General features: G+C 75.6%; 21 protein-coding genes. 13 read left to right on the top strand and 8 right to left on the bottom strand.

Going from position 1 to position 22,451, the window contains the following annotated elements:
• Positions 1–170: 170 nt before the first annotated feature.
• A complete protein-coding gene (locus Ae717Ps2_RS05365) occupies positions 171–1,124 on the bottom strand; it encodes an NAD(P)/FAD-dependent oxidoreductase (protein WP_075307746.1) in 954 nt (317 codons plus the stop codon).
• 74 nt (positions 1,125–1,198) lie between these two features.
• Between Ae717Ps2_RS05365 and Ae717Ps2_RS05360 the strand changes: the two genes are divergently transcribed.
• A complete protein-coding gene (locus tag Ae717Ps2_RS05360) occupies positions 1,199–1,810 on the top strand; it encodes an MSMEG_1061 family FMN-dependent PPOX-type flavoprotein (protein WP_020627377.1) in 612 nt (203 codons plus the stop codon).
• Here the strand turns inward: Ae717Ps2_RS05360 and Ae717Ps2_RS05355 are convergent.
• On the bottom strand, positions 1,797–2,768 hold the full coding sequence (locus Ae717Ps2_RS05355) for an o-succinylbenzoate synthase (RefSeq protein WP_075307748.1): 972 nt from the start codon (positions 2,766–2,768) through the stop codon (positions 1,797–1,799). The genes Ae717Ps2_RS05360 and Ae717Ps2_RS05355 overlap by 14 nt on opposite strands.
• Positions 2,769–2,818: 50 nt before the next feature.
• Here Ae717Ps2_RS05355 and Ae717Ps2_RS05350 point away from each other — a divergent pair, with 50 nt between their 5' ends.
• The 5 genes from Ae717Ps2_RS05350 to Ae717Ps2_RS05335 are packed head-to-tail and all read left to right on the top strand — an operon-like array spanning position 2,819 to position 6,499.
• Entirely contained in the window at positions 2,819–3,424 is a 606-nt protein-coding gene (locus Ae717Ps2_RS05350) for a TetR/AcrR family transcriptional regulator (RefSeq protein ID WP_020626810.1), read from the top strand.
• A 26-nt stretch (positions 3,425–3,450) separates the two neighbouring features.
• Positions 3,451–4,212 carry a siderophore-interacting protein gene (locus tag Ae717Ps2_RS05345; protein WP_075307750.1) on the top strand — a complete coding sequence of 254 codons (762 nt, stop codon included), beginning with the start codon at positions 3,451–3,453 and terminating at the stop codon, positions 4,210–4,212.
• A 52-nt stretch (positions 4,213–4,264) separates the two neighbouring features.
• The gene (locus tag Ae717Ps2_RS05340) at positions 4,265–5,005 is read left to right on the top strand and encodes a response regulator transcription factor (RefSeq protein ID WP_060711037.1); all 741 of its coding nucleotides are present in this window, start codon (positions 4,265–4,267) and stop codon (positions 5,003–5,005) included.
• A 4-nt stretch (positions 5,006–5,009) separates the two neighbouring features.
• Positions 5,010–5,345 carry a hypothetical protein gene (locus tag Ae717Ps2_RS38095; protein ID WP_198932141.1) on the top strand — a complete coding sequence of 112 codons (336 nt, stop codon included), beginning with the start codon at positions 5,010–5,012 and terminating at the stop codon, positions 5,343–5,345.
• Positions 5,342–6,499: a cell wall metabolism sensor histidine kinase WalK gene (locus tag Ae717Ps2_RS05335; RefSeq protein ID WP_233147457.1), complete on the top strand. Its 1,158-nt coding sequence runs from the start codon at positions 5,342–5,344 to the stop codon at positions 6,497–6,499. Before Ae717Ps2_RS38095 ends, Ae717Ps2_RS05335 begins: the two co-directional genes overlap by 4 nt.
• Here Ae717Ps2_RS05335 and Ae717Ps2_RS35025 read toward each other — a convergent pair.
• The 3 genes from Ae717Ps2_RS35025 to Ae717Ps2_RS05315 all read right to left on the bottom strand — a co-directional run bounded on the left by Ae717Ps2_RS35025 (position 6,485) and on the right by Ae717Ps2_RS05315 (position 8,460).
• Positions 6,485–7,291 (bottom strand): MerR family transcriptional regulator, encoded by an 807-nt coding sequence (locus Ae717Ps2_RS35025; protein ID WP_083695676.1) that lies wholly within the window; start codon positions 7,289–7,291, stop codon positions 6,485–6,487. The genes Ae717Ps2_RS05335 and Ae717Ps2_RS35025 overlap by 15 nt on opposite strands.
• A 365-nt stretch (positions 7,292–7,656) precedes the next feature.
• Positions 7,657–8,196: a spermidine N1-acetyltransferase gene (speG, locus tag Ae717Ps2_RS05320; RefSeq protein WP_020626815.1), complete on the bottom strand. Its 540-nt coding sequence runs from the start codon at positions 8,194–8,196 to the stop codon at positions 7,657–7,659.
• A gap of 63 nt (positions 8,197–8,259) precedes the next feature.
• On the bottom strand, positions 8,260–8,460 hold the full coding sequence (locus Ae717Ps2_RS05315; RefSeq protein ID WP_143510313.1) for a hypothetical protein: 201 nt from the start codon (positions 8,458–8,460) through the stop codon (positions 8,260–8,262).
• A 163-nt stretch (positions 8,461–8,623) separates the two neighbouring features.
• Here Ae717Ps2_RS05315 and Ae717Ps2_RS05310 point away from each other — a divergent pair, with 163 nt between their 5' ends.
• Both Ae717Ps2_RS05310 and Ae717Ps2_RS05305 read left to right on the top strand, forming a co-directional pair.
• A complete protein-coding gene (locus Ae717Ps2_RS05310) occupies positions 8,624–10,294 on the top strand; it encodes an AMP-binding protein (RefSeq protein WP_075333095.1) in 1,671 nt (556 codons plus the stop codon).
• A 53-nt stretch (positions 10,295–10,347) separates the two neighbouring features.
• Positions 10,348–11,286, top strand: coding sequence for a sucrase ferredoxin (locus tag Ae717Ps2_RS05305; protein ID WP_075307758.1), 939 nt, complete (start codon positions 10,348–10,350; stop codon positions 11,284–11,286).
• Here Ae717Ps2_RS05305 and Ae717Ps2_RS05300 read toward each other — a convergent pair.
• A complete protein-coding gene (locus Ae717Ps2_RS05300) occupies positions 11,283–12,068 on the bottom strand; it encodes an HAD family hydrolase (RefSeq protein ID WP_075307760.1) in 786 nt (261 codons plus the stop codon). The genes Ae717Ps2_RS05305 and Ae717Ps2_RS05300 overlap by 4 nt on opposite strands.
• On the bottom strand, positions 12,065–12,583 hold the full coding sequence (locus Ae717Ps2_RS05295; RefSeq protein WP_198932139.1) for a GNAT family N-acetyltransferase: 519 nt from the start codon (positions 12,581–12,583) through the stop codon (positions 12,065–12,067). The genes Ae717Ps2_RS05300 and Ae717Ps2_RS05295 overlap by 4 nt, the downstream gene beginning before the upstream one ends.
• Before the next feature lie 220 nt (positions 12,584–12,803).
• Here Ae717Ps2_RS05295 and Ae717Ps2_RS05290 point away from each other — a divergent pair, with 220 nt between their 5' ends.
• From Ae717Ps2_RS05290 to Ae717Ps2_RS05270, 5 genes are all read left to right on the top strand, one after another.
• Positions 12,804–14,984: a glycosyltransferase family 39 protein gene (locus tag Ae717Ps2_RS05290; RefSeq protein WP_075333094.1), complete on the top strand. Its 2,181-nt coding sequence runs from the start codon at positions 12,804–12,806 to the stop codon at positions 14,982–14,984.
• An 83-nt stretch (positions 14,985–15,067) separates the two neighbouring features.
• Positions 15,068–16,354: a bifunctional glycosyltransferase family 2/GtrA family protein gene (locus tag Ae717Ps2_RS05285; RefSeq protein ID WP_075329753.1), complete on the top strand. Its 1,287-nt coding sequence runs from the start codon at positions 15,068–15,070 to the stop codon at positions 16,352–16,354.
• A complete protein-coding gene (locus tag Ae717Ps2_RS39830; protein WP_075307766.1) occupies positions 16,351–18,489 on the top strand; it encodes a glycosyltransferase family 39 protein in 2,139 nt (712 codons plus the stop codon). Before Ae717Ps2_RS05285 ends, Ae717Ps2_RS39830 begins: the two co-directional genes overlap by 4 nt.
• A 156-nt stretch (positions 18,490–18,645) precedes the next feature.
• Positions 18,646–19,197, top strand: coding sequence for a PH domain-containing protein (locus Ae717Ps2_RS05275; RefSeq protein WP_075333093.1), 552 nt, complete (start codon positions 18,646–18,648; stop codon positions 19,195–19,197).
• A complete protein-coding gene (locus Ae717Ps2_RS05270) occupies positions 19,194–20,882 on the top strand; it encodes a PH domain-containing protein (protein ID WP_075333092.1) in 1,689 nt (562 codons plus the stop codon). The genes Ae717Ps2_RS05275 and Ae717Ps2_RS05270 overlap by 4 nt, the downstream gene beginning before the upstream one ends.
• Here Ae717Ps2_RS05270 and Ae717Ps2_RS05265 read toward each other — a convergent pair.
• On the bottom strand, positions 20,845–22,404 hold the full coding sequence (locus Ae717Ps2_RS05265) for a helicase HerA-like domain-containing protein (RefSeq protein ID WP_075307772.1): 1,560 nt from the start codon (positions 22,402–22,404) through the stop codon (positions 20,845–20,847). The genes Ae717Ps2_RS05270 and Ae717Ps2_RS05265 overlap by 38 nt on opposite strands.
• Positions 22,405–22,451 lie beyond the last annotated feature (47 nt).

Below are 22,451 nucleotides of genomic sequence, written 5' to 3'. Positions count from 1 at the left end.
GGTAGGTCGCCGACGCCCACGCGGCCAGGGCCCGCCACTACCCACCCTCCCCGGGACCTGTCGGGGCTCGTCGAAGTTCGTCGAGATGCGGCTCAGGGCTGCCCGCCGCGACAGCCCTGAGCCGCATCTCGGCGACGGGGCGTGGCGGGCCTGGGGCGGTGCGTGCGGGTTCAGCGGCCCAGGCGCCCCGTGAGCTCCTCCGCCAGCTCCAACCCGGACAGCCAAGCCGTCTGCACCCGGGACCGGCCCCAGCCGTCCCCGGCCAGGGCGACGCCGTCGTCGCCGAGGTGGAAGGTCTGCTCGCGCTGCGCGGCGGGGGCGGCGAAGCGCCAGCGGTGCACGTGCGTCCACTCCGGCGCGGCGGTGATGTCCAGCAGCTCACGGACCGCGGCGGTCATCGCGGGCACCGCGCCGGCGGGATCGGCGTCGTGGGCGCGCGCGAGGTCACCGGTGGAGTGCGCGACGAGCACCGGCGCGTCGTCGCCGCGGCGGTCGCCGTCGTCGGCGACGAGGGACAGGACGGGGTGGTCGTTGACGAACGCCGCGGGCAGCCGCGGCCAGTCCCGGCCGGCGAACCCGGCGGTCAGGGCGAGCACCGGGTTCCACACCCGCCCGGCGACGGCGGCGCCCGCGGGGGTGTCCGGGTCGAGCAGCCGGGCCGCCTGCGGGTCGGGCATCGCCAGGACGACGGCGTCGGCGCGCTCGCCGTCGACGGTCGGGCCGTCCGGGCCGGGGAGGACCCGCTCGACGGTCCGACCGGTACGGACGTCCAGGCCGCGGGCGGTGTCGGTGACCAGCGACCGCAGCCCGGCCGGTGCCGCGAACCGCAGCGGGCCGGGGCTGTCCGGGCCCCGGGTGGCGCCGTCGAACACCGCGAGGGTGTCGGTCCACCCGCGGACCAGGCCGTCGTCGCGCCAGCGTCGGACGCGGGCGTCGAACCGGTCGTCGGAGACGGTGAAGTAGGCGGCACCGATGTCGGCGGGGCGGCCCCCGTGGCGGTGCACCGCCAGCCGTCCTCCGACCTCGCGGGACCGCTCGTACACCGTCACGTCGACACCGCGGGCCGCCAGCTCCGCGGCGCAGGTCACCCCGGCGATGCCGGCCCCGATCACGATCACGCCCATCCCCGGGACCCTAGGCGGGGGTCGCCAGTGAAGCATGTTCACGGTTAGGGTGACCTAAGAGCGAAGGGGATGCGATGGAACACGTGACCGACGAGGCCAGACTCCGCGAGATCATCGGCGAGGTGCCCGCGTTCATCCGGGACAAGGCGCGTGAGCGCATCGACCCGGTGACCGCGGAGTTCCTGGCGGCGTCGCCGTTCTTCCTGCTGGCGACGACCGGGCCGGACGGCGTCGACGTCTCGCCCCGGGGCGACCCGGCGGGCTGCCTGCTGGTGCTCGACGAGCACACGGTCGCCTTCGCCGACCGCAAGGGGAACCGCAGGCTCGACTCGATGCGCAACATCCTGCACGACCCGCGGGTCGGGATGATCGTCGTCGTGCCGGGGTCCAACGACACCGTGCGGATCAACGGACGGGCCCGGATCGTGTACCGGCCGGACTTCGCCGAGCGGCTCACCGTGAAGGGCTCGACGCCCGAGGTGGCGATCGTCGTCGAGGTCGACGAGCTGTTCCTGCACTGCGCGAAGGCGTTCCTGCGCTCGTCGCTGTGGGACACCGCGACCTGGCCGGACCGGGGCGCGGTGCCCAGCGCCGGGAAGCTGGTGAAGGGCCAGTACCGGATGCCCGGCCCGGCGCGGGTGATCGACGCGGCCATGCGCCGCGACAGCCGGGTCAACCAGTACTGACCCGGTCGGCCCCGGCCGCGGCGTCGAGCAGCGCGGCGACGCGGTCGTGCCGGTCGCGCCACCAGGCGGCGCGGTCGGCATCGGCCGCGACCCCGGCCCGGTGCACCGGCTCGGGCGCGACCCGCGGCACGGGCAGGAACCCCCGCTCGGGGACGTACGGCTCGGCGACGACGTCGGCGGCCAGCAGCGAGACCGTCCCGAGCCCGCAGGCGTGGTGCAGCTCCGGCAGCGCCCCGGCCAGCGCGAGCCCGGCGGCGAGACCGACGCTCGACTCCACCGCCGAGGACACCACGACCGGCAGCCCGACCTCCTCGGCGATCCGCAGGGCCCGGCGCACCCCGCCCAGCGGCGACACCTTCAGCACGACGACGTCGGCCGCTCCGGCCCGCACCACCCGCATCGGGTCCTCGGCGCGGCGGATCGACTCGTCCGCGGCGATCGGCACGTCCACCGCCCGGCGGACGGCGGCGAGGTCGTCGACCTCCCAGCAGGGCTGCTCGACGTACTCCAGGCCCCCGGCGGCCCGGTCGAGCTCGCCGATCGCGGCGACGGCCGTCGCGACGTCCCAGGCGGCGTTGGCGTCCACCCGGACCAGCCCGGCGGGGCCGAGCGCGTCGCGGACGGCGGCGACGCGCTCGAGGTCCTCGGACAGCGGAGCACCCGGGTCGGCGACCTTGACCTTCGCGGTGGTGCAGCCGGAGGCGCGCACGATCCGCTGGGCCTGCTCGGGCCCGACGGCGGGCACGGTGCAGTTGACCGGCACCCGGTCGCGCACCGGTTCCGGCCAGCCCGTCCCGGCCGCCTCGCGAGCCGCGGCCAGCCACGCGACGGCCTCGCGGTCGTCGTACTCGGGGAAGGGGCAGAACTCGCCCCAGCCGGCCGGGCCGGACAGCAGCAGGCCCTCGCGCACGGTGATGCCGCGGAACCGGGTGGTCATCGGCAGGGAGTAGACGTCCATTCCCGCTCACTTCCTACCGTCAGTAACTTACTGAGGGTAAAGTCTCCGGCGTGACCGCGCAGACCGTACCCGGCCCCCGCCGCCGCGTGCCCAGGGCGGAGCGCGAGCGTCAGATCGTCGACGCGGCCGTCGCCGTCTTCGGCGAGCGGGGCTACGCCGAGGTCTCGATGGAGCAGGTCGCTGAGCGGGTGGGTGTCACCAAGCCGGTGCTCTACACCCACTTCGGGTCCAAGGAGGGCCTGCTGCTGGCCGCGATCGCGCGGGCCCGGGCCGAGCTGCTCGACGTCGTCGCGCAGGCGGCGGGGGCCGCGGACTCGCCGGAGGCGATGCTGCGGGGCGGGACGCTGGCCTTCTTCCACTACCTGGACCGGCGGGCGCCGGCCTGGCAGCTGTTCTGCTCCGAGGCCGGGGTCACCGACACCGCGCTGGAGGAGATCCGCGCCCAGCAGACCGACTTCATCGCCGCTCTGCTCGCCGCGCAGGTCCCCGGCACCGAGCCGACCCGGCTGACCGGCTGGGCGCAGGTGATCGTCGGGGCCTGCGAGCGGCTCGCCGTCTGGCGCGGCCAGGACGAGGCGGTCACCGCGGACCAGGCCACCGAGTACCTGATGGACCTGGTCTGGACCGGCCTGGCGGGCCTCGGCGACCGGACCTGAGCGCGCGTCCGGGACAATTCCCGGCCATGAGCACGACCGCACCACGCCTGCTGCAGGTGGCCCGCACCGAGCGGGTCACCCCCCGCATGGTCCGGGTGACCCTGACCGGCGAGGAGCTGGCCGGGTTCCCCGGGCACGGCCCGGACCGCCGGATCAAGATGTTCTTCCCGGTCGAGGGCCAGGAACGGCCCGCCGTGCCGCGCGCCTCGACCGGCGGCCCGGTCTGGCCAGCCGGTGAGGCCCGCCCCGCGATCCGCACCTACACGGTGCGCCGCTTCGCCCCCGACGCCGGCGGCCACGGTGAGCTCGACGTCGACTTCGTCGTCCACGCCGGGCACGGGCCGGCCGCCGCCTGGGCCGTGTCGGCCGCCCCCGGGGACTGGGTCGGGGTGTCCGAGCCCGGCGGGCGCTGGGAGCCGGACCCGGCCGCCGCGCACCACCTCGTGATCGGCGACGAGTCAGCCCTGCCCGCCATCGCGACCGTGTGCGAGACCCTCGCCGAGGCCGCCCCCGGGGTGCCGGTCCGGGTCGTCGCCGAGGTCGCCGACGCCGGCGAGGAGCAGACCCTGCCCGGCGACGTCGCCGTCACCTGGGTGCACCGCGGCGCCGCCCCGGCGGGTGAGCCGCTGGTCGCGGCGGTGCGGGCCGCCGAGCTGCCCGACGGCCGCGGCCAGGCGTGGCTGTCCGGGGAGTCCGCCGCGGTGAAGGAGCTGCGCGCGCACCTGCTCGACGAACGGGGGTTCGACCGGCGCGCCGTCTACGCCACGGGGTACTGGCGCGCGCGGTGAACCGACAGCGGACACACAGCCGCCGCACAGGTCCGTGCGGTGTGCTCCTAGCATGACCGAGGTGATGGACCGGGACGCCGACCCGCTGCGCCGCGCCGACGGCGGCCCGATCCGGGTGCTCGTCGTGGACGACGAGCCCACGTTGTCGGACCTGCTCTCGATGGCCCTGCGCTACGAGGGCTGGGAGGTCCGCGCCGCCGCCGACGGGATGTCCGCGGTGCGTCACGCCCGCGACTTCCGCCCGGACGCGATCGTGCTCGACGTGATGCTGCCCGACGTCGACGGCTTCGAGGTGCTGCGCCGGGTCCGCGCCGACACCCCCGAGGTGCCGGTGCTGTTCCTGACCGCGCGCGACGCCGTCGAGGACCGGGTCGCCGGCCTCACCGCGGGTGGCGACGACTACGTCACCAAGCCGTTCTCGCTGGAGGAGCTGGTCGCACGGCTGCGCGGGCTGCTGCGCCGCGCGGGGATGGCCGCCGCCCAGCGCTCCTCGGAGCTGGTGGTGGGCGACCTGGTGCTCGACGAGGACGCGCACGAGGTGTCCCGCGCCGGCGAGCCGGTGGAACTGACCGCGACGGAGTTCGAGCTGCTGCGCTACCTCATGCGCAACCCCCGCCGGGTGCTGTCGAAGGCCCAGATCCTCGACCGGGTGTGGAACTACGACTTCGGCGGCCAGTCCAACGTGGTCGAGCTCTACGTCTCCTACCTGCGCAAGAAGATCGACGCCGGTCGCCGGCCGATGATCCACACGGTGCGCGGCGCGGGCTACGTGCTGCGACCCGCCGCGGACTGACCCGATGGTCGTCACCCGCGTCTCCGGTCAGGTCCGCTCGCTGCGGGCCCGGCTCGTCGGCACGGTGCTGCTGCTGTTCACGGTGGCGTGCGTGGCGATCGGCGTCGCGACGACCCTCTCGCTCGACCGCTACCTGTCCACCCGGCAGGACCGCGAGCTGTCCTTCTCCCTGGAGGGCTTCGTCGCCCAGCAGACCGGGCGCGCCCCCGGCCGGCTCACCCACGACGACGGCACCCCCACGCCGGGCGGCCAGGGCGGGGGCCCGCCCGGGGGATGTTCCTCGGCCCGGGCCCCGGCACGAACGCGATCGGGGCGGTGCTGGACGACGGCCGCGTCGTGAGCGCCCGCCTGGCCCAGCGGGGCGGGACCACCACCGCCGTCCCCGAGGCCGACCTGGCCGCGCTGCGCTCGGTGCCCGCCGACACCACCGCCCGCGACGTGACGCTGTCGCTGGGCGACTACCGGGCGATCGGCTGGACCGAGGGGACGACGACCTACCTGATCGCGCAGCCGGACAACGCCGGTGCCACCGTGAGCAGGCTCGTCGTCATCGAGCTCGTCGTGCTGGGCGGGGCCGTGGTGCTCACGGGCAGCGCGGCGGCCGTGCTGGTGCGGCGCGCGCTGCGCCCGCTCGAACGCGTCGCCGGCGTCGCCGCACAGGTCGGGAACCTGCCGCTGGACCGGGGCGAGGTGCACCTCGCCGCACGCGTCCCCGACCCCGACCCGCGCACCGAGGTCGGGCAGGTCAGCACCGCGCTCAACCACATGCTCGACAACGTCGAGGGCGCACTCGCCGCCCGCCAGGAGTCCGAGACGCGGCTGCGCCGTTTCGTCGCCGACGCCAGCCACGAGCTGCGCACCCCGCTGACGGCGATCCGCGGCTACGCCGAGCTGTCGCGCCGCGAGCGCGAGCCGGTCCCGGAGCGGACCACCCACGCGCTGGCCCGGATCAGCTCGCAGGCCGAACGCATGTCCACGCTGGTCGAGGACCTGCTGCTGCTCGCCCGGCTCGACGCGGGCCGGCCGCTGGAGCGCGCCGAGGTGGACCTCACGCGGCTGGTCCTCGACGCCGTCGGGGACGCCCACGTGGCGGGCCGCGACCACCGCTGGTTCCCGCAGCTGCCCGACGAGCCGGTCACCGTCACCGGCGACGCCCACCGCCTCGCCCAGGTGGTCACCAACCTGTTCGCGAACGCCCGCACCCACACCCCGCCCGGCACGACGGTCACCGTCACCCTCGGCCACCCCGTCCCCGGCCGGGTCCGGCTGCAGGTCGCCGACGACGGCCCCGGCATCGCCCCGGACGTGCTGCCCCGGGTGTTCGAGCGGTTCGCCCGCGGCGCGGAGGGGCGCACCCGCGCCGGGAACGACACCCCCAGCACCGGGCTGGGCCTGGCGATCGTGGCGGCGGTCGTCGCCGCCCACGACGGGACGGTCGGGGTCGACAGCGCCCCCGGCCGGACGGTGTTCACCGTCGAGCTACCGGTCCGCTGACGGTTGGGCTGCCTCGGAGTCGGCTTCGGGGTCGGCGCGCAGGTCGGCCGGGGCGAGGTCGATGGACAGCCGGCGGATGAAGTCGTCCATCGCCTGCTGCATCGTCTGGCGGAAGGCACCGAGCAGGGACTGGGTGGCGACCGGCTGCAGGGCCTCGACCGCCGTGCGCAGGTCCGCGACGCCGTGCCGGGGCAGCCCGGCCGCGACGTGCGCCGCCCAGACCTGCTCGCGGAACAGCTCGACGAAGATCTCGGCGATCTCCCGGGTGCGGGACAGCAGCTCCTCGCCGACCTGCTGCACCGCCTCCGGTGCCAGCCCGAGCGCGACGGCGTGCGCCCCGGACCGGACCATCGACGGGTTGAGCACACGCAGCCGACCCGGGCCGGTGCGCTCGATCAGCCCGGACGCGGCCAGCCGCTCGACGAACTCCGGGGACGTCCAGGCGCCGGCCCACTCGGCCAGGTCCTCCTCGGCGAGCTCGACCGCCTCCTCCGGCTGCCACGGCGCGAGCATGCCGCGGTAGAGGCGCAGCGCCTCCTCCGCGCTGCTGGAAGGGGTCTGGTTGATCAGCACGCCGATCGCGGCGAGGGAGAACCCGCGCCGCTGCAGACCCGCGATCAGCTCCAGCCGGGCCAGGTGGACCGGGCCGTACCAGGCGGTGCGCCCGCGCATCTCCCCCGGCTGCAGCAGGCCGCGGGACAGGTGGGCGCGCACGTTGCGGACGGTCATACCGGCACGTGCGGCGAGTGTGTCGATCGGGAACTCGTCCCCGGCCGTCGGGGTTCCGGACATCGGGGCAGATCCTACTCGCGACGGCCGGGCGCGCACGGTGACGACGAGCGGACCGCAACCACCCCGTTACCCACCGCGACGACGGTCGCGGGCACTCGCCGACGATCAACGATGTCATCGGTCGGCCGATCCGCACCGCGACATCGGTCCGACACCGGCCAGCACCCGATTCCCGCTGGTCACAGGAGCACCATGGCGAACGTTGACACGAATACGTGTCGAGATAGTAGTGTTCTCGGGTGTCGTCGTCATCAAGGTCGACGCGCCCGACTCCGGTCGCATGCCCGCGGCCGGTGCACGCCGGGCCGGCCGACGGGTCCCCCTCCCTGCCGGCCGGTCCGGTCAGCTCGGTGCGGCCCGTCTACTCACTGCGGTCCGTCGACGGTGCGGCCGAGATGGTCGCGCTGCAGCACCGCCATCCGGTAGGCGTCGTGGTAGCGACCGCTGGCGAAGTACTCCTCGCGCAGCTCCCCCTCGACGACGAAGCCGGTGCGCTCGTAGGCACGCACGGCGCGGGTGTTCTCGATGTCGACGACCAGGTAGACCTTGTGCAGGTTCAGCACGCCGAAGGCGTAGTCGAGGGCCCCGGCGGTGGCGCGGGCGGCGAGTCCCCGGCCCTGGAAGGCGGGGGCGACGATGATCTGGAACTCGGCGTTGCGGTGGATGTAGTCGATCTCCACCAGCTCGACCAGACCGGCCCGCTCACCCGCGCAGTCGATGATGAACCGCCGCTCGCGGTTGTCGTGCACGTGCCGGGCGAAGATCTCCTGCAGCTCGACGAGCGACTCGAAGGGCTCCTCGAACCAGTACGACATGATCCCGGAGTCGTTCGACAGCCCGTGGACGAACGGCAGGTCCTCCCGCTCCAGGGCGCGCAGCCGCATCTCGGGGGTGGTCGTGCTCATGGGGGCCTCCGCGGTCGACGGGCACCGTGCCCGTCGCCCCGGGAACCTACGAGGCCGGTGCGCTCAGCGCCCGACCCGGGCCCGCTGCGGCGTACACGACGGACAGTCGCGCCACGGCAGGCTGCGCGAGTCGGCGGGGCGGGCCGCACCGCAGCGGCAGACGCCGGCGATGCCGCCGAACCCGGGCATCGACTTGGTCGGACGTCCCGCACGGACCAGCGTGCGGCCGGAAGCGGACGTGTGCGTGGGCAGGTACAGGCGCATCAGGATCCCCGACGGTGTGTGGTGGAGTTCGGCGACCTGTGGGCCACCGAAGGACACATCGTCTTCACCCTACGAAACATGACGGACATACTCAGTGACCTCTGACACAGATCCCCCCACCGGACCCGACGGCCCGGCGGGTCGCCCTGCCAGACTGCGCCGCATGGCTGGCTCCCCGCTGCTCCAGAACCTCTCCGGCACCGCCCGCACCGCCTACGAGCTGGGCAGCGGCACCGCCCGCGCCGCCGTGGCCCTGACCCGCTCGGGAGTCGTCCGCCCGCTCGGCCCCGGGAAGCTGTACGGGATGGGCCGGGCACTGGTGCGCTACGGCAACAGCATCACCGCGGCGTTCGCCGTCGGGGCGGCCCGCCACCCGTACCGGCTCGCCGTCGTCGACGACGACGGGGTCACCACCTACGCCGAGCTGGAGGAACGCACCGACCGCCTCGCGCTGGCCCTGCTCGACTCGGGCGCCGGACCGGGCGCCCCGGTCGGGGTGCTGTGCCGCAACGCCCGCGCACCGATCGAGGCGATGGTGGCGGCGGGCAAGGTCGGCGCCGACGTCGTACTGGTCAACACCGGGCTCTCCGCCGAGCAGCTGCGCGGGGTGCAGGAGCAGCAGAAGCTGCACACGCTCGTCGCCGACCCGGACTTCCTCGACATCGTCCCGCCCGGACCGCGCGTCGTGCTCACCTCCACCCCCGACGGGCCGCGTCCGGCCGGCGACCGGGTGCTCGACGACCTCGACGCGATGGTGGAGCGGGGCGGACCGGGCGAGCTGCCGTTCAAGCCGGAGCCGTCCAAGCAGATCGTGCTGACCTCCGGCACCACCGGGACGCCGAAGGGCGCCAAGCGGCCGCACCCGTCGACCCTCGCCCCGGCGGCGTCGATCCTCTCGGCGATCCCGCTGCGCGCGGGCGAGCCGACGCACATCGCCGCTCCGCTGTTCCACACCTGGGGCAACGCCGGGCTGCTGCTCGCCTCGCTGCACGGCGCGACCGTCGTGCTGCGCCGCAAGTTCACCCCGGAGGGGTTCCTCGCCGCGGTGCGCGAGCGCCGGTGCACCACGGTGTTCGCGGTGCCGGTGATGCTCCAGCGCGTCCTGGAGTCCGGCGCCGAGGGCTGGGGCGACGGCCGGGACGACCCGGCGGGCCCGCGGATCGTGGCCGTCTCCGGGTCGGCGCTGCCCGGCGGGCAGGCCAACCGGTTCATGGACCGCTTCGGCGACTGCCTCTACAACCTCTACGGATCCACCGAGGTCTCCTGGGTCTCGATCGCCGGACCGGAGGACCTGCGCGACGCCCCCGGCACGGCGGGCCGCGCCCCGGCCGGGACCACCCTGGTCATCCTCGACGAGGACGACCAGCCCGCCCCGGCAGGCGTCGACGGGCGGGTGTTCGTCGGCAACGACCTGCCGTTCGAGGGCTACACCGGCGGCGAGGAGGGCCTGGAGGAGCACGACGGGCTGCTGGGGACCGGCGACGTCGGGCACCTCGACGAGCCCGGACGGCTGTTCCTCACCGGTCGGGCCGACGACATGATCGTCTCGGGCGGGGAGAACCTGCACCCCGGCCCGGTGGAGGAGCTCATCTCCGGGATGGACGGGGTGCGCGAGGCCTGCGTCCTCGGGGTGGACGACGACGAGTACGGCCAGCGGTTCGCCGCCTGGGTGGTGCTGGAGCCGGGTGCCGACGTCACCGCGGACGCGATCCGCAGCCGGGTGAAGTCCGACCTGGAGAAGTTCGCCGCACCGCGGGACGTGCACTTCCTCGACGAGCTGCCGCGCAACCAGACCGGGAAGGTGCTGCGCGCCGAGCTGCCCGGCCGGGAGTGACCCGTCCGGGCGGTCCGGGTTGAACTCAGGCAAACCTTCCCTAAGATGGCCCGATGACGGTCACCGCGACACGTGGCGCACCCGGCGGTCCCGCCGGGGCGCCCGTCGCGGGCTGTTCCGGGCTGAGCGAGGCGCTCGGCGAGCCGATGACCGGCACCGCGCCGCACGTGCGTCGCCTCGTCGCCGTCGAGCACATCGGCGCCTGGCCGCGGAAGGTCGCCGACCACCCGGACCCGGCCGTGTCCGCGCTGTTCGACCGGCTCCGCGCCGACGACGTCATCCTGCTGCTGATCCGCCGCCCCGGCCGCGAGGGCCGCTGCGACGCCGACGGTGCCCGCACCGTCTACGTCGCCGACCTCACCCCGGGCGGCTCACGGGCGTGGTCGCGCACCGTGCGCAGCACCGACGACCTCGCCGGCATCGACCTCGACCCGGGCGCGGGCACACCGGTGCTCGACCCGGTGATGCTGGTGTGCGCGCACGGCAGGCGTGACGTCTGCTGCGCCGTCCGTGGCCGCGCGCTCGCCGGGGACCTGGCCGCCGAGGGCGCCGACGTGTGGGAGTGCACCCATCTCGGCGGGCACCGGTTCGCGCCGACCGCGCTGGTGCTGCCCACCGGCTACGCCTACGGCCGCCTCGACACCGGCGGCGCGCTGGCCGCGCTGAAGGCCGCGGCCGGCGGCGGCGTGGACCCGTGGTGCTGTCGCGGGCACACCGGGCTGGACCCGGTCGGCCAACTCGCCGAGCTCGCCGTGCGCGAGCACACCGGGATCGGGGACGCCACGGCGCTGCTGGTCGACGCCGCCGGTCCGAGCGTGGGTGGTGACGGCGAGCGCCCGGACGGGCACCTGGTCACCGTGCGCTCCCGCGACGGCCGGAGCTGGACGGTGCCGGTCACGACCGACACGACGCTGCCGCCGCGGCCGCCGTCCTGCGGGGCGGCCCTGGAGGCGGCGACACCGCTGGTCGCCGGCACCCCCGTCGAGCACTAGCCGAACACACGCTCCAGGGCGCGGGCCAGGCCGTCCTGCTCGACGGTGTCGGTGGACTCGTCGGCGTCGGCGTGCACGTCCGGCGGGGCCTGCCCCATCGCGATCCCGCGGCCCGCCCAGCGCAGCATCGCGCGGTCGTTGTCGCCGTCACCGACGGCGAGGACCTCGCAGCGGTCGACACCGAGCCGGGCCGCGACCCGCGCGAGCCCGGACGCCTTGGACACCCCGGCCGGCACCAGCGTCACCCACGGCAGCTCGTGGTCGAGCGTCGGCTCGGTGCCGGGTACCCGGAGCCGGGAGGCGCGGGCCGCGGTCTCCGCCGGGTCGTGCCCCGGCCAGTACATGACCAGCTTGGGTGTCGGCTCGTCGAGCAGAGCGGCGCGGCCGACCTCGGTGACGGTGCCGGCGAGCACGCCGTCGGGGAACGGGGCGCTGACCCGCTGCCCGACGCCGACGTGCTCGCAGGCGAACACCGCCCCCGGGAACAGCTCGGTCATCGTGTCGATGGCGGCGGTCACGGCCTCGGGGGCGAGCCGCTCCATCGTCAGCACCCGGCGGGTCGCGGTCTCCATCTCGACCGCGCCGTTGGAGGTCAGGGTGACGCCGTCGCGCAGCCCGATCGCGTCCAGCGCACCGGCCACGCCGACGACGGTCCGGCCGGTGCACAGCATCACCTCGGCCCGGGTCCCGGCGAGCGCGATCGCGTCGAGGACCGCGGGGCTCGGGGGCCTGCGCCCGTGGACGATGGTGCCGTCGATGTCGAGCGCGACCAGCCGGATCACGTCCCCGACCCTACGTCGAGCCGGAACCGGGCGACGCCGTCGCGGGTCCCGGTGGGACGCATCCCGATCCGCTCCAGCACCCGCTCCGACGCCCGGTTGCCGGGCTCGACGCCCGCGACCAGCGGCGACGCCCCGGCCGAGCGGGCCAGGGCGAGCAACAGGCCGGCGGCCTCGACGGCGTAGCCGCGGCCGCGCCGCGACGGCACCACGCCGTAGCCGAGCTCGACGGCGGCCGGGCCGTCGTCGGGGGCGGGGAACAGCCCCGCACCGCCGACGACCGTGCCGCCGTCGCGTTCGACGAGCAGCCGGTGGCCGAGCTCGCCCCAGCCCGGCCCGCCCGGGTCGCGGGCGAGCAGCCGGGCGACGATCCGGTCGCCCTCGGCGGGGAAGTCCGGCGCCCAGTCGGCGCGCCGGACCCCGGCGACGACGGCCGCGGCGACCTCCGGGGTCCAGCCGGGGAGCACCAGCCGCGGGCCCGCCGGGACCGACGCCGGGAGCGGGGCGGAGATCGGCACGCCGTCGATCCTCCCCCGGGCCCGCCCACCCCGCGCGGCACCGGCCCGCCGCAACCGCCGCTGGGATGCCGGCGTCCCGACGTCGATCAGTACGTGAGGGCTGTCGCAGCGCGGACGAACCGCGCTCATGTACTGATCGACGGACCGGGGGTGGACCGGCACAGGAGGTTCACAGGTCGATCACCGGCTCCGCACAGCGCGGCGGAGCAGCGTCGCCCGGGTGACGAGCACCCTGTCCCGGCCCCGGCCCGCCCCCACCCCGTCTCCCCCGCCGACCCGCCGGTGGCGGCACCTGCCGCTCGCGGTGCTGCTCGCCGCGACGGCCGCGCTGTACCTGTGGGGGCTGTCGGCCTCGGGCTGGGCCAACGCGTTCTACGCCGCGGCCGCGCAGGCCGGTGGGCAGAGCTGGTCGGCGTGGTTCTTCGGCGCCTCCGACGCGGCCGGCGGCATCACCGTGGACAAGGCGCCGGGGGCGCTGTGGCCGATCGGGCTGGCGGTGCGGCTGTTCGGGCTGTCGAGCTGGAGCGTGCTGGTGCCCCAGGCGCTGATGGGCGTCGGCGCGGTCGCGTTGCTGCACGCCACGGTCCGGCGGATCGCCGGGCCGGGGGCCGGTCTGCTCGCCGGGGCCGCGCTCGCGCTCACCCCGGTGGCGGTGCTGATGTTCCGCTTCGACAACCCCGACGCGATGCTCGTGCTCGTCCTGACCGGCGCCGCCTACGCCCTCACCCGGGCGGTCGAGCAGGGTCGCACCCGGTGGCTGGTGCTCGTCGGCCTGCTGGTCGGCTACGGCTTCCTCACCAAGATGCTGCAGGCCTTCCTGGTGCTGCCGGCGTTCACCGCGGTGTGGCTGCTCGCCGCCCCGCTCGCCTGGTGGCCGCGGATCCGGGCGCTGCTCGCCGCCGGGGCCGCGCTGCTGGTCTCGGCGGGCTGGTGGGTACTGGTCGTGGAGCTGTGGCCCGCCGCGGACCGGCCCTGGATCGGCGGCTCCCAGGGCAACAGCGTGCTGGAGCTGGTCCTCGGCTACAACGGAGTCGGGCGGCTCACCGGCGACGAGGTCGGCTCCGTCGGCGGAGGCGCGGGCGGACGCGCCGGTGGCTGGGGCGAGACCGGGCTGCTGCGGCTGTTCGGCTCGGAGATGGGCCGGGAGGCGTCCTGGCTGCTGCCCGCGGCGCTGGTGCTGCTCGGGGTGCTGCTGTGGCGGACCCGGCGGGCACCGCGCACCGACCCGCTGCGCGCCGCGACCGTGCTGTGGGGCGGCTGGCTGCTGGTCACCGGGCTGACCTTCAGCCTGATGGCCGGGATCGTGCACAGCTACTACACCGTCGCGCTCGCCCCGGCGGTCGCCGCGCTGGTCGGGATCGGCGGGGCGACGCTGTGGCACGACCGTGCGTCCGCGGCCGCCCGGTGGTGGCTGGCCGCTGCGGTCGCGGCGACGGCGGTGTGGGCGTTCGAGCTGCTGCCCGCGGAATGGCTCTGGTGGCTGCGCCCCGCGGTGCTCGTCGTCGGGCTCGGCGCGGCGTTCGCGCTGCTCGGGGTGCACCGGATGCCGCGGGTGCTCGCGGCCGGGGTGCTCACCGCGGCGCTGCTGGCCGGCGCCGGCGGGACGACCGCCTGGGCGCTGGCGACGGCGGCGACGCCGCACACCGGGGCGATCCCGAGCTCCGGCCCGGCGGGCTACGCGTCCGGCCCGGGCGGGGGCCGGGGTGGTCACGGCACGATGCGCGGGCCGTGGGCCGGCTCCGGCGTCCCGGGCGGCGCGTCCGGCGCGGCCGGAGCCATCACCGGTGGGGCCGCCGGGACACCGGGCGCGACCGGACCGGGCGGAGCGGCTGCGGGCGCGGCCGGGCAGAGCGGAGCGGCCGCGGGCGCCAGCGCGACCGGGGCCGGGGCCGGGTCCGGTGCGTCCGCGGGCGCACCGGGTGCCGCGACGGCGGGCGGGCCGGGCGGGCCGGGTGGGCCGGGCGCCCGGTGGGCCGGTGGCGGACCCACCCGGGGTCCGGGCGGTGCCGGCGGGCGCGGCGGCGGCCCCGGGGGCATCCTCGGCGCGCCCACGCCGTCGTCGCAGGTCACGGGGTTGATCTCGGCGGGCGCGGGCGATTTCACCTGGGCCGCGGCCACGGTGAGCTCAATGCAGGCGGCGGGCTACCAGCTCGCGTCGGGGGCACCGGTGCTCGCCGTCGGCGGGTTCAACGGCACCGACCTCTACCCGACGCTCGCGCAGTTCCAGCAGATGGTGGCGCAGCACCGGATCCACTGGTTCATCGGCTCCGCGGGCACCGGGATGATCTCCACCGCCTCCGGCGGCAGCGACGACGCGCGCCTCATCGCCGAGTGGGTCGCGGCGACGTTCCCGGCCCGCACGGTCGACGGCGTCACCCTCTACGACCTGGGCGCGTCGTGACCCGACGACAGGACGCCCGGCTCACAGCCGACGCACAGGTCGATCACACAACCACGACAGCCCGGGACCCGATCGTCGACCCCATGACCACAGTCGTCACCGGCCCCGCAACCGGCACCCACCCGGGACGCCCCGGAGCGCGTCCGTCCGACCGCGACCGGACCGTGCTCGACATCGTCGTCCCCGTCTTCAACGAGGAGCGCGACCTGGAGTCCTCGGTGCGGCGCCTGCACGAGTTCCTCTCCTCCGGGTTCCCCTACACGTTCCGGATCACCGTCGCCGACAACGCCAGCACCGACGCCACCCCGCAGATCGCGCAGCGCCTCGCCGCCGAGATCGCCGAGGTCACCACGGTGCGCCTGGACCAGAAGGGCCGCGGCCGCGCGCTGCGCCACGTCTGGTCCGGTTCCGACGCCGACGTGCTCGCCTACTGCGACGTCGACCTCTCCACCGACCTCGGCGCGCTGCTCCCGCTGGTCGCCCCGCTCGTGTCCGGGCACTCCGACCTGGCGATCGGGACCCGGCTGGGTCGCGGGTCACGGGTGGTGCGCGGACCGAAGCGGGAGTTCATCTCGCGCAGCTACAACCTGATCCTGCGCGGCGCGCTCTCGGCCCGCTTCTCCGACGCCCAGTGCGGGTTCAAGGCGATCCGCTCCGACGTGGCCCGGCGGCTGCTGCCGCTGGTCGAGGACACCGCCTGGTTCTTCGACACCGAGCTGCTGGTGCTGGCCGAACGGTCCGGGCTGCGCATCCACGAGGTGCCCGTCGACTGGGTCGACGACCCGAACTCCAGTGTGGACATCGTGGCGACGGCCGTCGCGGACCTGAAGGGCGTGTGGCGGGTCGGCCGGGCACTGGCGACGGGTGCGCTACCGCTGGCCGAGGTCCGCGCGCAGCTCGGGCGGGCGCCGCTGGCCCCGCCGGAGGTCCCCGGGGTGCCGCGGGCGATGCCGTTCCAGCTGGCCCGCTTCGCCGCGATCGGCGTCGCGTCGACGGTGGCGAACCTGCTGCTGTTCCTCGCGCTGCGCGGGACGCTCGGACCGATCGCGGCGAACGTCGTCGCGCTGCTGGTCTGCGCGGTCGCCAACACCGCGCTGAACCGGCGGTTCACCTTCGGCGTCCGTGGTCGGGACCGCGCGGTCACCCACCAGTTCCAGGGTCTCATCGTGTTCGCGCTCGGCCTCGTCCTGACCACCGGCGCCCTCGCTGTGCTCGGCGCCCTCGCCCCCGGCGCGCACCTGGCCGTCGAGGCCGCGGTGATCGTCGCGGCCAACCTGGTCGCGACGGTGCTGCGCTTCGTCCTGTTCCGGTCCTGGGTGTTCCGCACCCGGTCCACTCCCTCCCAGCTCGAGAAGGCGACCGCCGCGTGACCAGCACCCTCGACCGGTTCCCCACCCGGTCCGACGCTCCTCCGCCCCCGTCCGACGGTCCACGCCGCTGGACACGACCCGTCTCGGTCGTCGCGCTGCTCGTCGCGACGGGCGCGCTCTACCTGTGGAACCTGGCCGCCTCGGGCTGGGCCAACTCCTTCTACGCCGCCGCGGTGCAGGCCGGGGCGAACGACTGGACGGCGTTCTTCTTCGGGTCCCTCGACCCGGAGAACGCGATCACCGTCGACAAGCCGCCCGCATCGCTGTGGCCGATGGAGATCTCCGCACGGATCTTCGGGTTCTCGTCCTGGAGCCTGCTGGTGCCGCAGGCGCTGATGGGCGTCGCCGCGGTCGGGCTGCTGTACGCCGCGGTCCGCCGGGTGTCCGGGCACGGCGCCGGGCTGCTGGCCGGGGCGCTGCTGGCGCTCACGCCCGTCGCGGCGCTGATGTTCCGTTTCGACAACCCCGACGCGATGCTCACGCTGCTGCTCGTCCTGGCGGCGTACCTGCTGGTCCGGGGTCTGGAGGACGGCCGGACCCGGTGGATCGCCGCGGTCGGGCTGGTGCTGGGGTTCGCGTTCCTCGCCAAGTCGCTGCAGGCGTTCCTGGTGCTGCCCGGTCTGGCCCTGGCCTGGCTGTGGGCCGCGCCCGGCCGTCCGTGGCGACGGGTGTGGCAGCTGCTCGTCGGGGGTGCCGGGATCGTCGTCGGCGCCGGCTGGTGGCTGCTCGCCGTCGCGCTGTGGCCGGTCGACGCCCGCCCGTACATCGGCGGGTCCGGGGACAACACCCCGCTCGGCCTGGCCTTCGGCTACAACGGGCTGGGCCGGATCGTCGGCGGCGAGGGTGGCCGGGGCGGTGACACCGCGCGCGACGCCGCGGCCGGTGCGTTCCCCGGCGGCGCGTTCCCGGGCGGTGCGTTCCCGGGTGGTGCCCCCGGCGGTGGCGGCATGCCCCCGGGTGGCCCCGGCGGCGCGGTCTTCGGCGGTCAGGCCGGGTTCCTGCGGATGTTCGGGACGTCGTTCGGCACCCAGGTCTCCTGGCTGCTCCCGGCGGCGCTGCTGCTGCTCGTCGCGGCGCTGGTGCTGCGTGGCCGCGCACCGCGCATCGACGCCGTCCGCGGCTCGCTGCTCGTGTGGGGCGGCTGGACGCTGGTGACGGTGCTGGTGCTGTCGTTCATGGAGGGGATCGTCCACCCGTACTACACGGTGGCGCTGGCGCCGGGGATCGCGGCGCTGATCGCGGTCGGCGGTCGCGAGCTGCTCGGACACCGTGACCTCCGGTGGGTCCGCGGGGTGCTCGCCGTCGCCACCGTCGGGACCGCGGTCTGGACATTCGTGCTGCTCGGCTGGTCGCCGCAGTTCCTGCCCTGGCTGCGCTGGGTGGTGCTGGTGGCGGGCGTCGTGTCCGGTGCGGCGCTGCTGGCCCCCGCGCGGGGACGGCGGTGGCTCGCCGTGGCGGTCGGCGTCGCGGTCCTGAGCGGTGTGGCCGCGCCGGCGGCCTACGCCGTCCAGACCGTGGCGACCCCGCACGAGGGCTCCATCCCGACCGCGGGGCCGGAGGTCGCCGGGGCCGACCGGGGCCCGGGCGGGTTCCGCGACGGGCGGGGCGATCGCGACCGGGCCGACGGTGCCGGGACCGCCGCGCCCGGGGCCACCGGGGCCCCGGCCGACGCCGGTGGGGGTCTCCCGGACGGTGCCGCGCAACCCGGTACCGGACAGACCGGTGCGGGACAGACCGGTGCGGGTGGGCCGGGCGGGATGTTCGGCGGTGGTCCGGGGACCGAGCGGACCGGCCCGCAGCTCGTCGCGCTGCTGCGGGACGCGGGTCCGGCCCGCTGGGCCGCGGCGACGATCGGCTCCCAGGGCGCGGCGTCGATGATGCTCGCCGCGGGCGGGGACACCGCGGTCATGGCGATCGGCGGCTTCTCCGGCAGCGACCCCTCCCCCACCCTGGACCAGTTCCGGCAGTACGTCGCGAACGGCGACATCCGGTACTTCGTCAGCGGCGGCCAGCGGGGCGGCCCCGGCGGCGCTCGCGGCACCGGGGCGGAGATCACCGCCTGGGTCGCGCAGCACTACACCGCGACGACCGTCGACGGCACCACGGTCTACGACCTGTCCGCGCAGGCCCACTGACCGTCGTCGCCCGCCGAGTGGCACACCAGGTACCCGTCACCGGTCGACGGGTGCAGCTGGTGTGCCACTCGGCTGCACCCCACTTTCGGCCACAGTGTGCTGCCCCGACGGCGCGCGCGGATGCTCCCGGCGCGCTCCGTTCGGCAGAGTGGGGCCATGACCGCCACCGGCCCCCGCACCGGCGACCCCGGACCCGGGATCCCGACCGACGCGCTGCCGCTCCCGTTGCGCCCACCCGCGAACCGGCTGGACCCCCGCGCGATCTGGTGGTGGCGGCTCTCGGCGGTGCCGGTCCCTCTCGTGCTGCTCGTGGGCCAGGTCGTCGCGTGGTTCCTGCTGCCCGCGGTCCCCTGGCACGGGCTGCTGATCGCGACCGGGGTGCTGACCGTGCTGTGGCTGCTGGTCGGGACGCTCGTCGTACCCGGTCTGCGGTACCGGCTGCACCGCTGGGAGGTGACCGAGGACGCCGTCTACACCCGGTCCGGCTGGCTGGTCCGGGAGTGGCGGATCGCGCCGATCCCCCGGGTGCAGACGGTCGACACCGAGCACGGGCCGCTGCAGCAGGCGCTGGGCCTGGCGACGGTGACCGTCACGACCGCGTCGGCCCGCGGCCCGGTCCGCATCGCCGGGCTCGACGCCGACGCCGCCGCCGAGCTCGCCCGACGGCTCACCGAGACGACCGGGCGGCACAGCGGGGACGCGACGTGACCGAGCCCGACGCACCCGCCACGGGCACCGGCACCGGCACGCCCCCCGACGAGGTCGAGTGGCGACGGCTGCCGGTCCAGATGCTGCTCGTCGGCCCGGCCACCGCGCTGCTGCGCCTGGCCCCCGCGCTGGTCGTGCTCGTCCTGTTCGGTGCGGGCAGCGGCAACTCGACCCAGGTCTGGATCGCGGGGGCGGCGGTCGTCGTCACCGTCGCGGCGGGTGTCGTGCGGTGGCGCACGACCCGCTACCGGATCACCGACGAGCGGGTCGAGCTGCACAGCGGGCTGCTGATCCGGCAGCGCCGCTCGGTGCCGCGGGACCGGATCCGCACCGTCGACCTGACCGCACCGCTGTTGCACCGGATCGTCGGGCTGTCGGTGGTGAAGGTCGGCTCCGGGCAGAGCAGGTCGGACGCGGGCCTCGACCTCGACGCCGTCACCACCGACGAGGCCGAACGGCTGCGCCGCGAACTGCTCGCCCGGCCCGCCACGGCGGCGGCCGGCCCGGCGACGGCCGCCACCGGGAGCGACCCCGGCGGGACCGGGACGGCGCCCGTCGGGGTCGACGGGAGGGATGCCGACGGGAACGGCTCCGCCGGCGGCCCGGCGGACCAGGAGGAGCCCGCCGGCGAGGAGCTCGACCGGATCGACTGGTCCTCGCTGCGCTACGCCCCGCTGACGGTCAGCTCGCTGGCCGCGATCGGCGCGCTGGCCGGCGCGGGCTGGAACCTGCTGAACGAGACCGGTCTCGACCCGCGCTCGCTGCCCGGTGCCGACACCGTCGCCGGGGAACTGTCGACCGCGCCGGTCTGGGCGACGGTGCTCGTCGCGGTCGGTGCCCTGCTGCTGGTCATGGTCGTCGGCAGCATCGTGCTGTTCGTCGAACGCTGGTGGGACTACCGGCTCAGCCGCGAGCCCGACGGCACGCTGCGGGTGCGCCGCGGCCTGCTGACCAAGCGCTCGCTGTCGGTGTCCGAGCAGCGGCTGCGCGGGGTGACGGTGTCCGAGCCGCTACTGGTGCGGGCCCTGGGTGGCGGCGCTCAGGCCGGGGCACTGGCCGTCGGCCTGGCCGGCGACGACGCCGACTCCGGCAGCGGCGCGCTCGGCCCGCCGGTGCGCCGCGCGCACGCCCACACGGTCGCCGCGACGGCCACCCGCGCGACCGGCCCGGTCACGGACGGCCCCCTGCGGGCGCACCCGCCGCGGGCCCGGACCCGGCGCCTGGTGCGCGCGGTCGGCCCTGCGCTCGTCCCGGCCGCCGCCCTCGGGGTGTTCGCCTGGTTCGACGCCGCGGTGTGGCCGGTCGTGGTCGGGCCGATGGTGATCAGCGCAGCGCTGGTCGTGGTGGCCGTACCGCTCGCGCTGGACCGCTACCGCGCCCTGGGCCACCGACTCGACGAGCACTACCTCGTCGCCCGACACGGGTCACTGCTGCGCACCACGACCGCGCTGCGCCGCGACGGCGTCATCGGCTGGCGGATACGGCAGAGCCTGTTCCAGCGCCGCGCCGGGGTGCTGACGCTGGAGGCGACCACCGCCGCGGGCGGCGGCTCGGTGCAGGTGCTGGACCTGGACCCCGCCGACGCCGTCGCGCTCATGGCCGCGGTCACCCCGGACCCGGTCGCGCCGTTCCGGGTCCCGCCGCGGGTCAGCGACGCCGGCGGGTCCCGAACAGACTGCGGGTGATCTCGCGGGTCACCGTGGTGGTGAGCTGACGACCGGTCGGTGACTGCAGGAAGTCCCCGATCTTGGAGAAGATCCCGCCGCCCGACGAGTCCTGCGGCGGGGGCGGCGGGGCCTGGCCCGGTTCCGGAGCAGGGGCGGGCGCCCCGACCGGCGTCGCCTCGCCACCCGGCCCGGCCGCGATGCTCGCGGTGAGCTTCTCGTAGGCCGACTCGCGGTCCACCATCTGTCCGTACTTCGCCTGCAACGGCGAGGCGGCGGCGTCGGCGCGGACGTCGTCGACCGGCAGGGCGGCCATCAGCGAGCGCGGGGCCCGCAGCCGGGTCCAGGCGACCGGTGTCGGCGCGCCGCGCTCGGACAGCACCGTGACGATCGCCTCACCGGTGCCCAGCGAGGTCAGCGCCGACTCCAGGTCGTAGACCTCGGACTTCGGATAGGTCCGCACCGTGCGCGACAGCGCCTTCTGGTCGTCCGGGGTGAAGGCCCGCAGCGCGTGCTGGATCCGCGCGCCCAGCTGGGACAGCACCTCGTTCGGCACGTCGGTGGGCAGCTGGGTGCAGAAGAACACCCCGACGCCCTTGGACCGGATGAGCTTGACGGTCTGCTCGATGCGGTCGAGGAACGCCTTCGAGGCGTCGGTGAACAGCAGGTGCGCCTCATCGAAGAAGAACGCCAGCTTGGGCCGGTCCAGGTCGCCCGCCTCGGGCAGCTCCTCGTACAGCTCGGCGAGCAGCCACATCAGGAACGTGGAGAACAGCACCGGGTTCGCGGCGCGTTCGGCCAGCTCCAGCAGGGTGACGACACCCTTCCCGTCGACCTGACGCATCAGGTCCGCGGGTTCGAACTCGGGCTCGCCGAAGAACTCCTCGCCGCCCTGGGCCTCCAGGTTGACCAGCGCCCGCAGGATGACCCCGGCCGTCGCCGGGGAGACCCCGCCGATGCCCTTGAGGTCGGCCTTGCCCTCGTCGGAGGTGAGGTGCGTGATGACCGCGCGCAGGTCCTTGGTGTCGAGCAGCGGCAGCCCGCGCTGGTCGGCCCAGTGGAAGATCAGGCCGAGGGTGGACTCCTGGGTGGCGTTGAGGCCGAGCACCTTCGCCAGCAGGATCGGGCCGAACTGGGTCAGCGTCGCCCGCACCGGGACGGCGACGCCGCCGTCGCCCAGGGACAGGAACTGCACCGGGTACGCGGTCGGGACCCAGTCGTCGCCCGTGTCGGTCGCGCGAGCGGTGACCTTGTCGTTCGGCTCACCCGGCCGGGCCATGCCGGACAGGTCGCCCTTGACGTCGGCGAGCAGGACCGGGACCCCGGCGTCGGAGAGCTGCCCGGCCAGCGCCTGCAGCGTCTTCGTCTTGCCGGTGCCGGTCGCCCCGGCCACCAGGCCGTGCCGGTTCAGCGTCGCGAGCGGGATCCGGACCCTGGCCTGCGGGTCGCACACGCCGTCGACGAGGACGGTGCCGAGCTCCAGCGCGGGTCCGTCGGTGGCGTATCCGGCGGCGATGGTGCGAGCGGGTGTGTCGTCAGCCACGGCGCGAGCCTAGGGCACACCCCCGACGGTGGTGGGCGAGGCTCGCG

The sequence above is a fragment of the Pseudonocardia sp. Ae717_Ps2 genome (assembly GCF_001932475.1).
Classification (GTDB): Bacteria; Actinomycetota; Actinomycetes; order Mycobacteriales; family Pseudonocardiaceae; genus Pseudonocardia.
This window is presented reverse-complemented; position numbering and strand designations above follow the sequence as displayed.

Excerpts from the sequence above, each read along its gene's own strand:
- Ae717Ps2_RS05340 (WP_060711037.1), top strand. The coding sequence starts at position 4,265 with ATGACCGAGGTGATGGACCGGGACGCCGACCCGCTGCGCCGCGCCGAC.
- speG (WP_020626815.1), bottom strand. The coding sequence starts at position 8,196 with ATGAGCACGACCACCCCCGAGATGCGGCTGCGCGCCCTGGAGCGGGAG.
- Ae717Ps2_RS05365 (WP_075307746.1), bottom strand. The coding sequence starts at position 1,124 with ATGGGCGTGATCGTGATCGGGGCCGGCATCGCCGGGGTGACCTGCGCC.
- Ae717Ps2_RS05310 (WP_075333095.1), top strand. The coding sequence starts at position 8,624 with ATGGCTGGCTCCCCGCTGCTCCAGAACCTCTCCGGCACCGCCCGCACC.
- Ae717Ps2_RS05305 (WP_075307758.1), top strand. The coding sequence starts at position 10,348 with ATGACGGTCACCGCGACACGTGGCGCACCCGGCGGTCCCGCCGGGGCG.
- Ae717Ps2_RS38095 (WP_198932141.1), top strand. The coding sequence starts at position 5,010 with ATGGTCGTCACCCGCGTCTCCGGTCAGGTCCGCTCGCTGCGGGCCCGG.
- Ae717Ps2_RS05315 (WP_143510313.1), bottom strand. The coding sequence starts at position 8,460 with ATGCGCCTGTACCTGCCCACGCACACGTCCGCTTCCGGCCGCACGCTG.
- Ae717Ps2_RS05360 (WP_020627377.1), top strand. The coding sequence starts at position 1,199 with ATGGAACACGTGACCGACGAGGCCAGACTCCGCGAGATCATCGGCGAG.
- Ae717Ps2_RS05275 (WP_075333093.1), top strand. The coding sequence starts at position 18,646 with ATGACCGCCACCGGCCCCCGCACCGGCGACCCCGGACCCGGGATCCCG.
- Ae717Ps2_RS05285 (WP_075329753.1), top strand. The coding sequence starts at position 15,068 with ATGACCACAGTCGTCACCGGCCCCGCAACCGGCACCCACCCGGGACGC.
- Ae717Ps2_RS05355 (WP_075307748.1), bottom strand. The coding sequence starts at position 2,768 with ATGGACGTCTACTCCCTGCCGATGACCACCCGGTTCCGCGGCATCACC.
- Ae717Ps2_RS05345 (WP_075307750.1), top strand. The coding sequence starts at position 3,451 with ATGAGCACGACCGCACCACGCCTGCTGCAGGTGGCCCGCACCGAGCGG.
- Ae717Ps2_RS35025 (WP_083695676.1), bottom strand. The coding sequence starts at position 7,291 with ATGTCCGGAACCCCGACGGCCGGGGACGAGTTCCCGATCGACACACTC.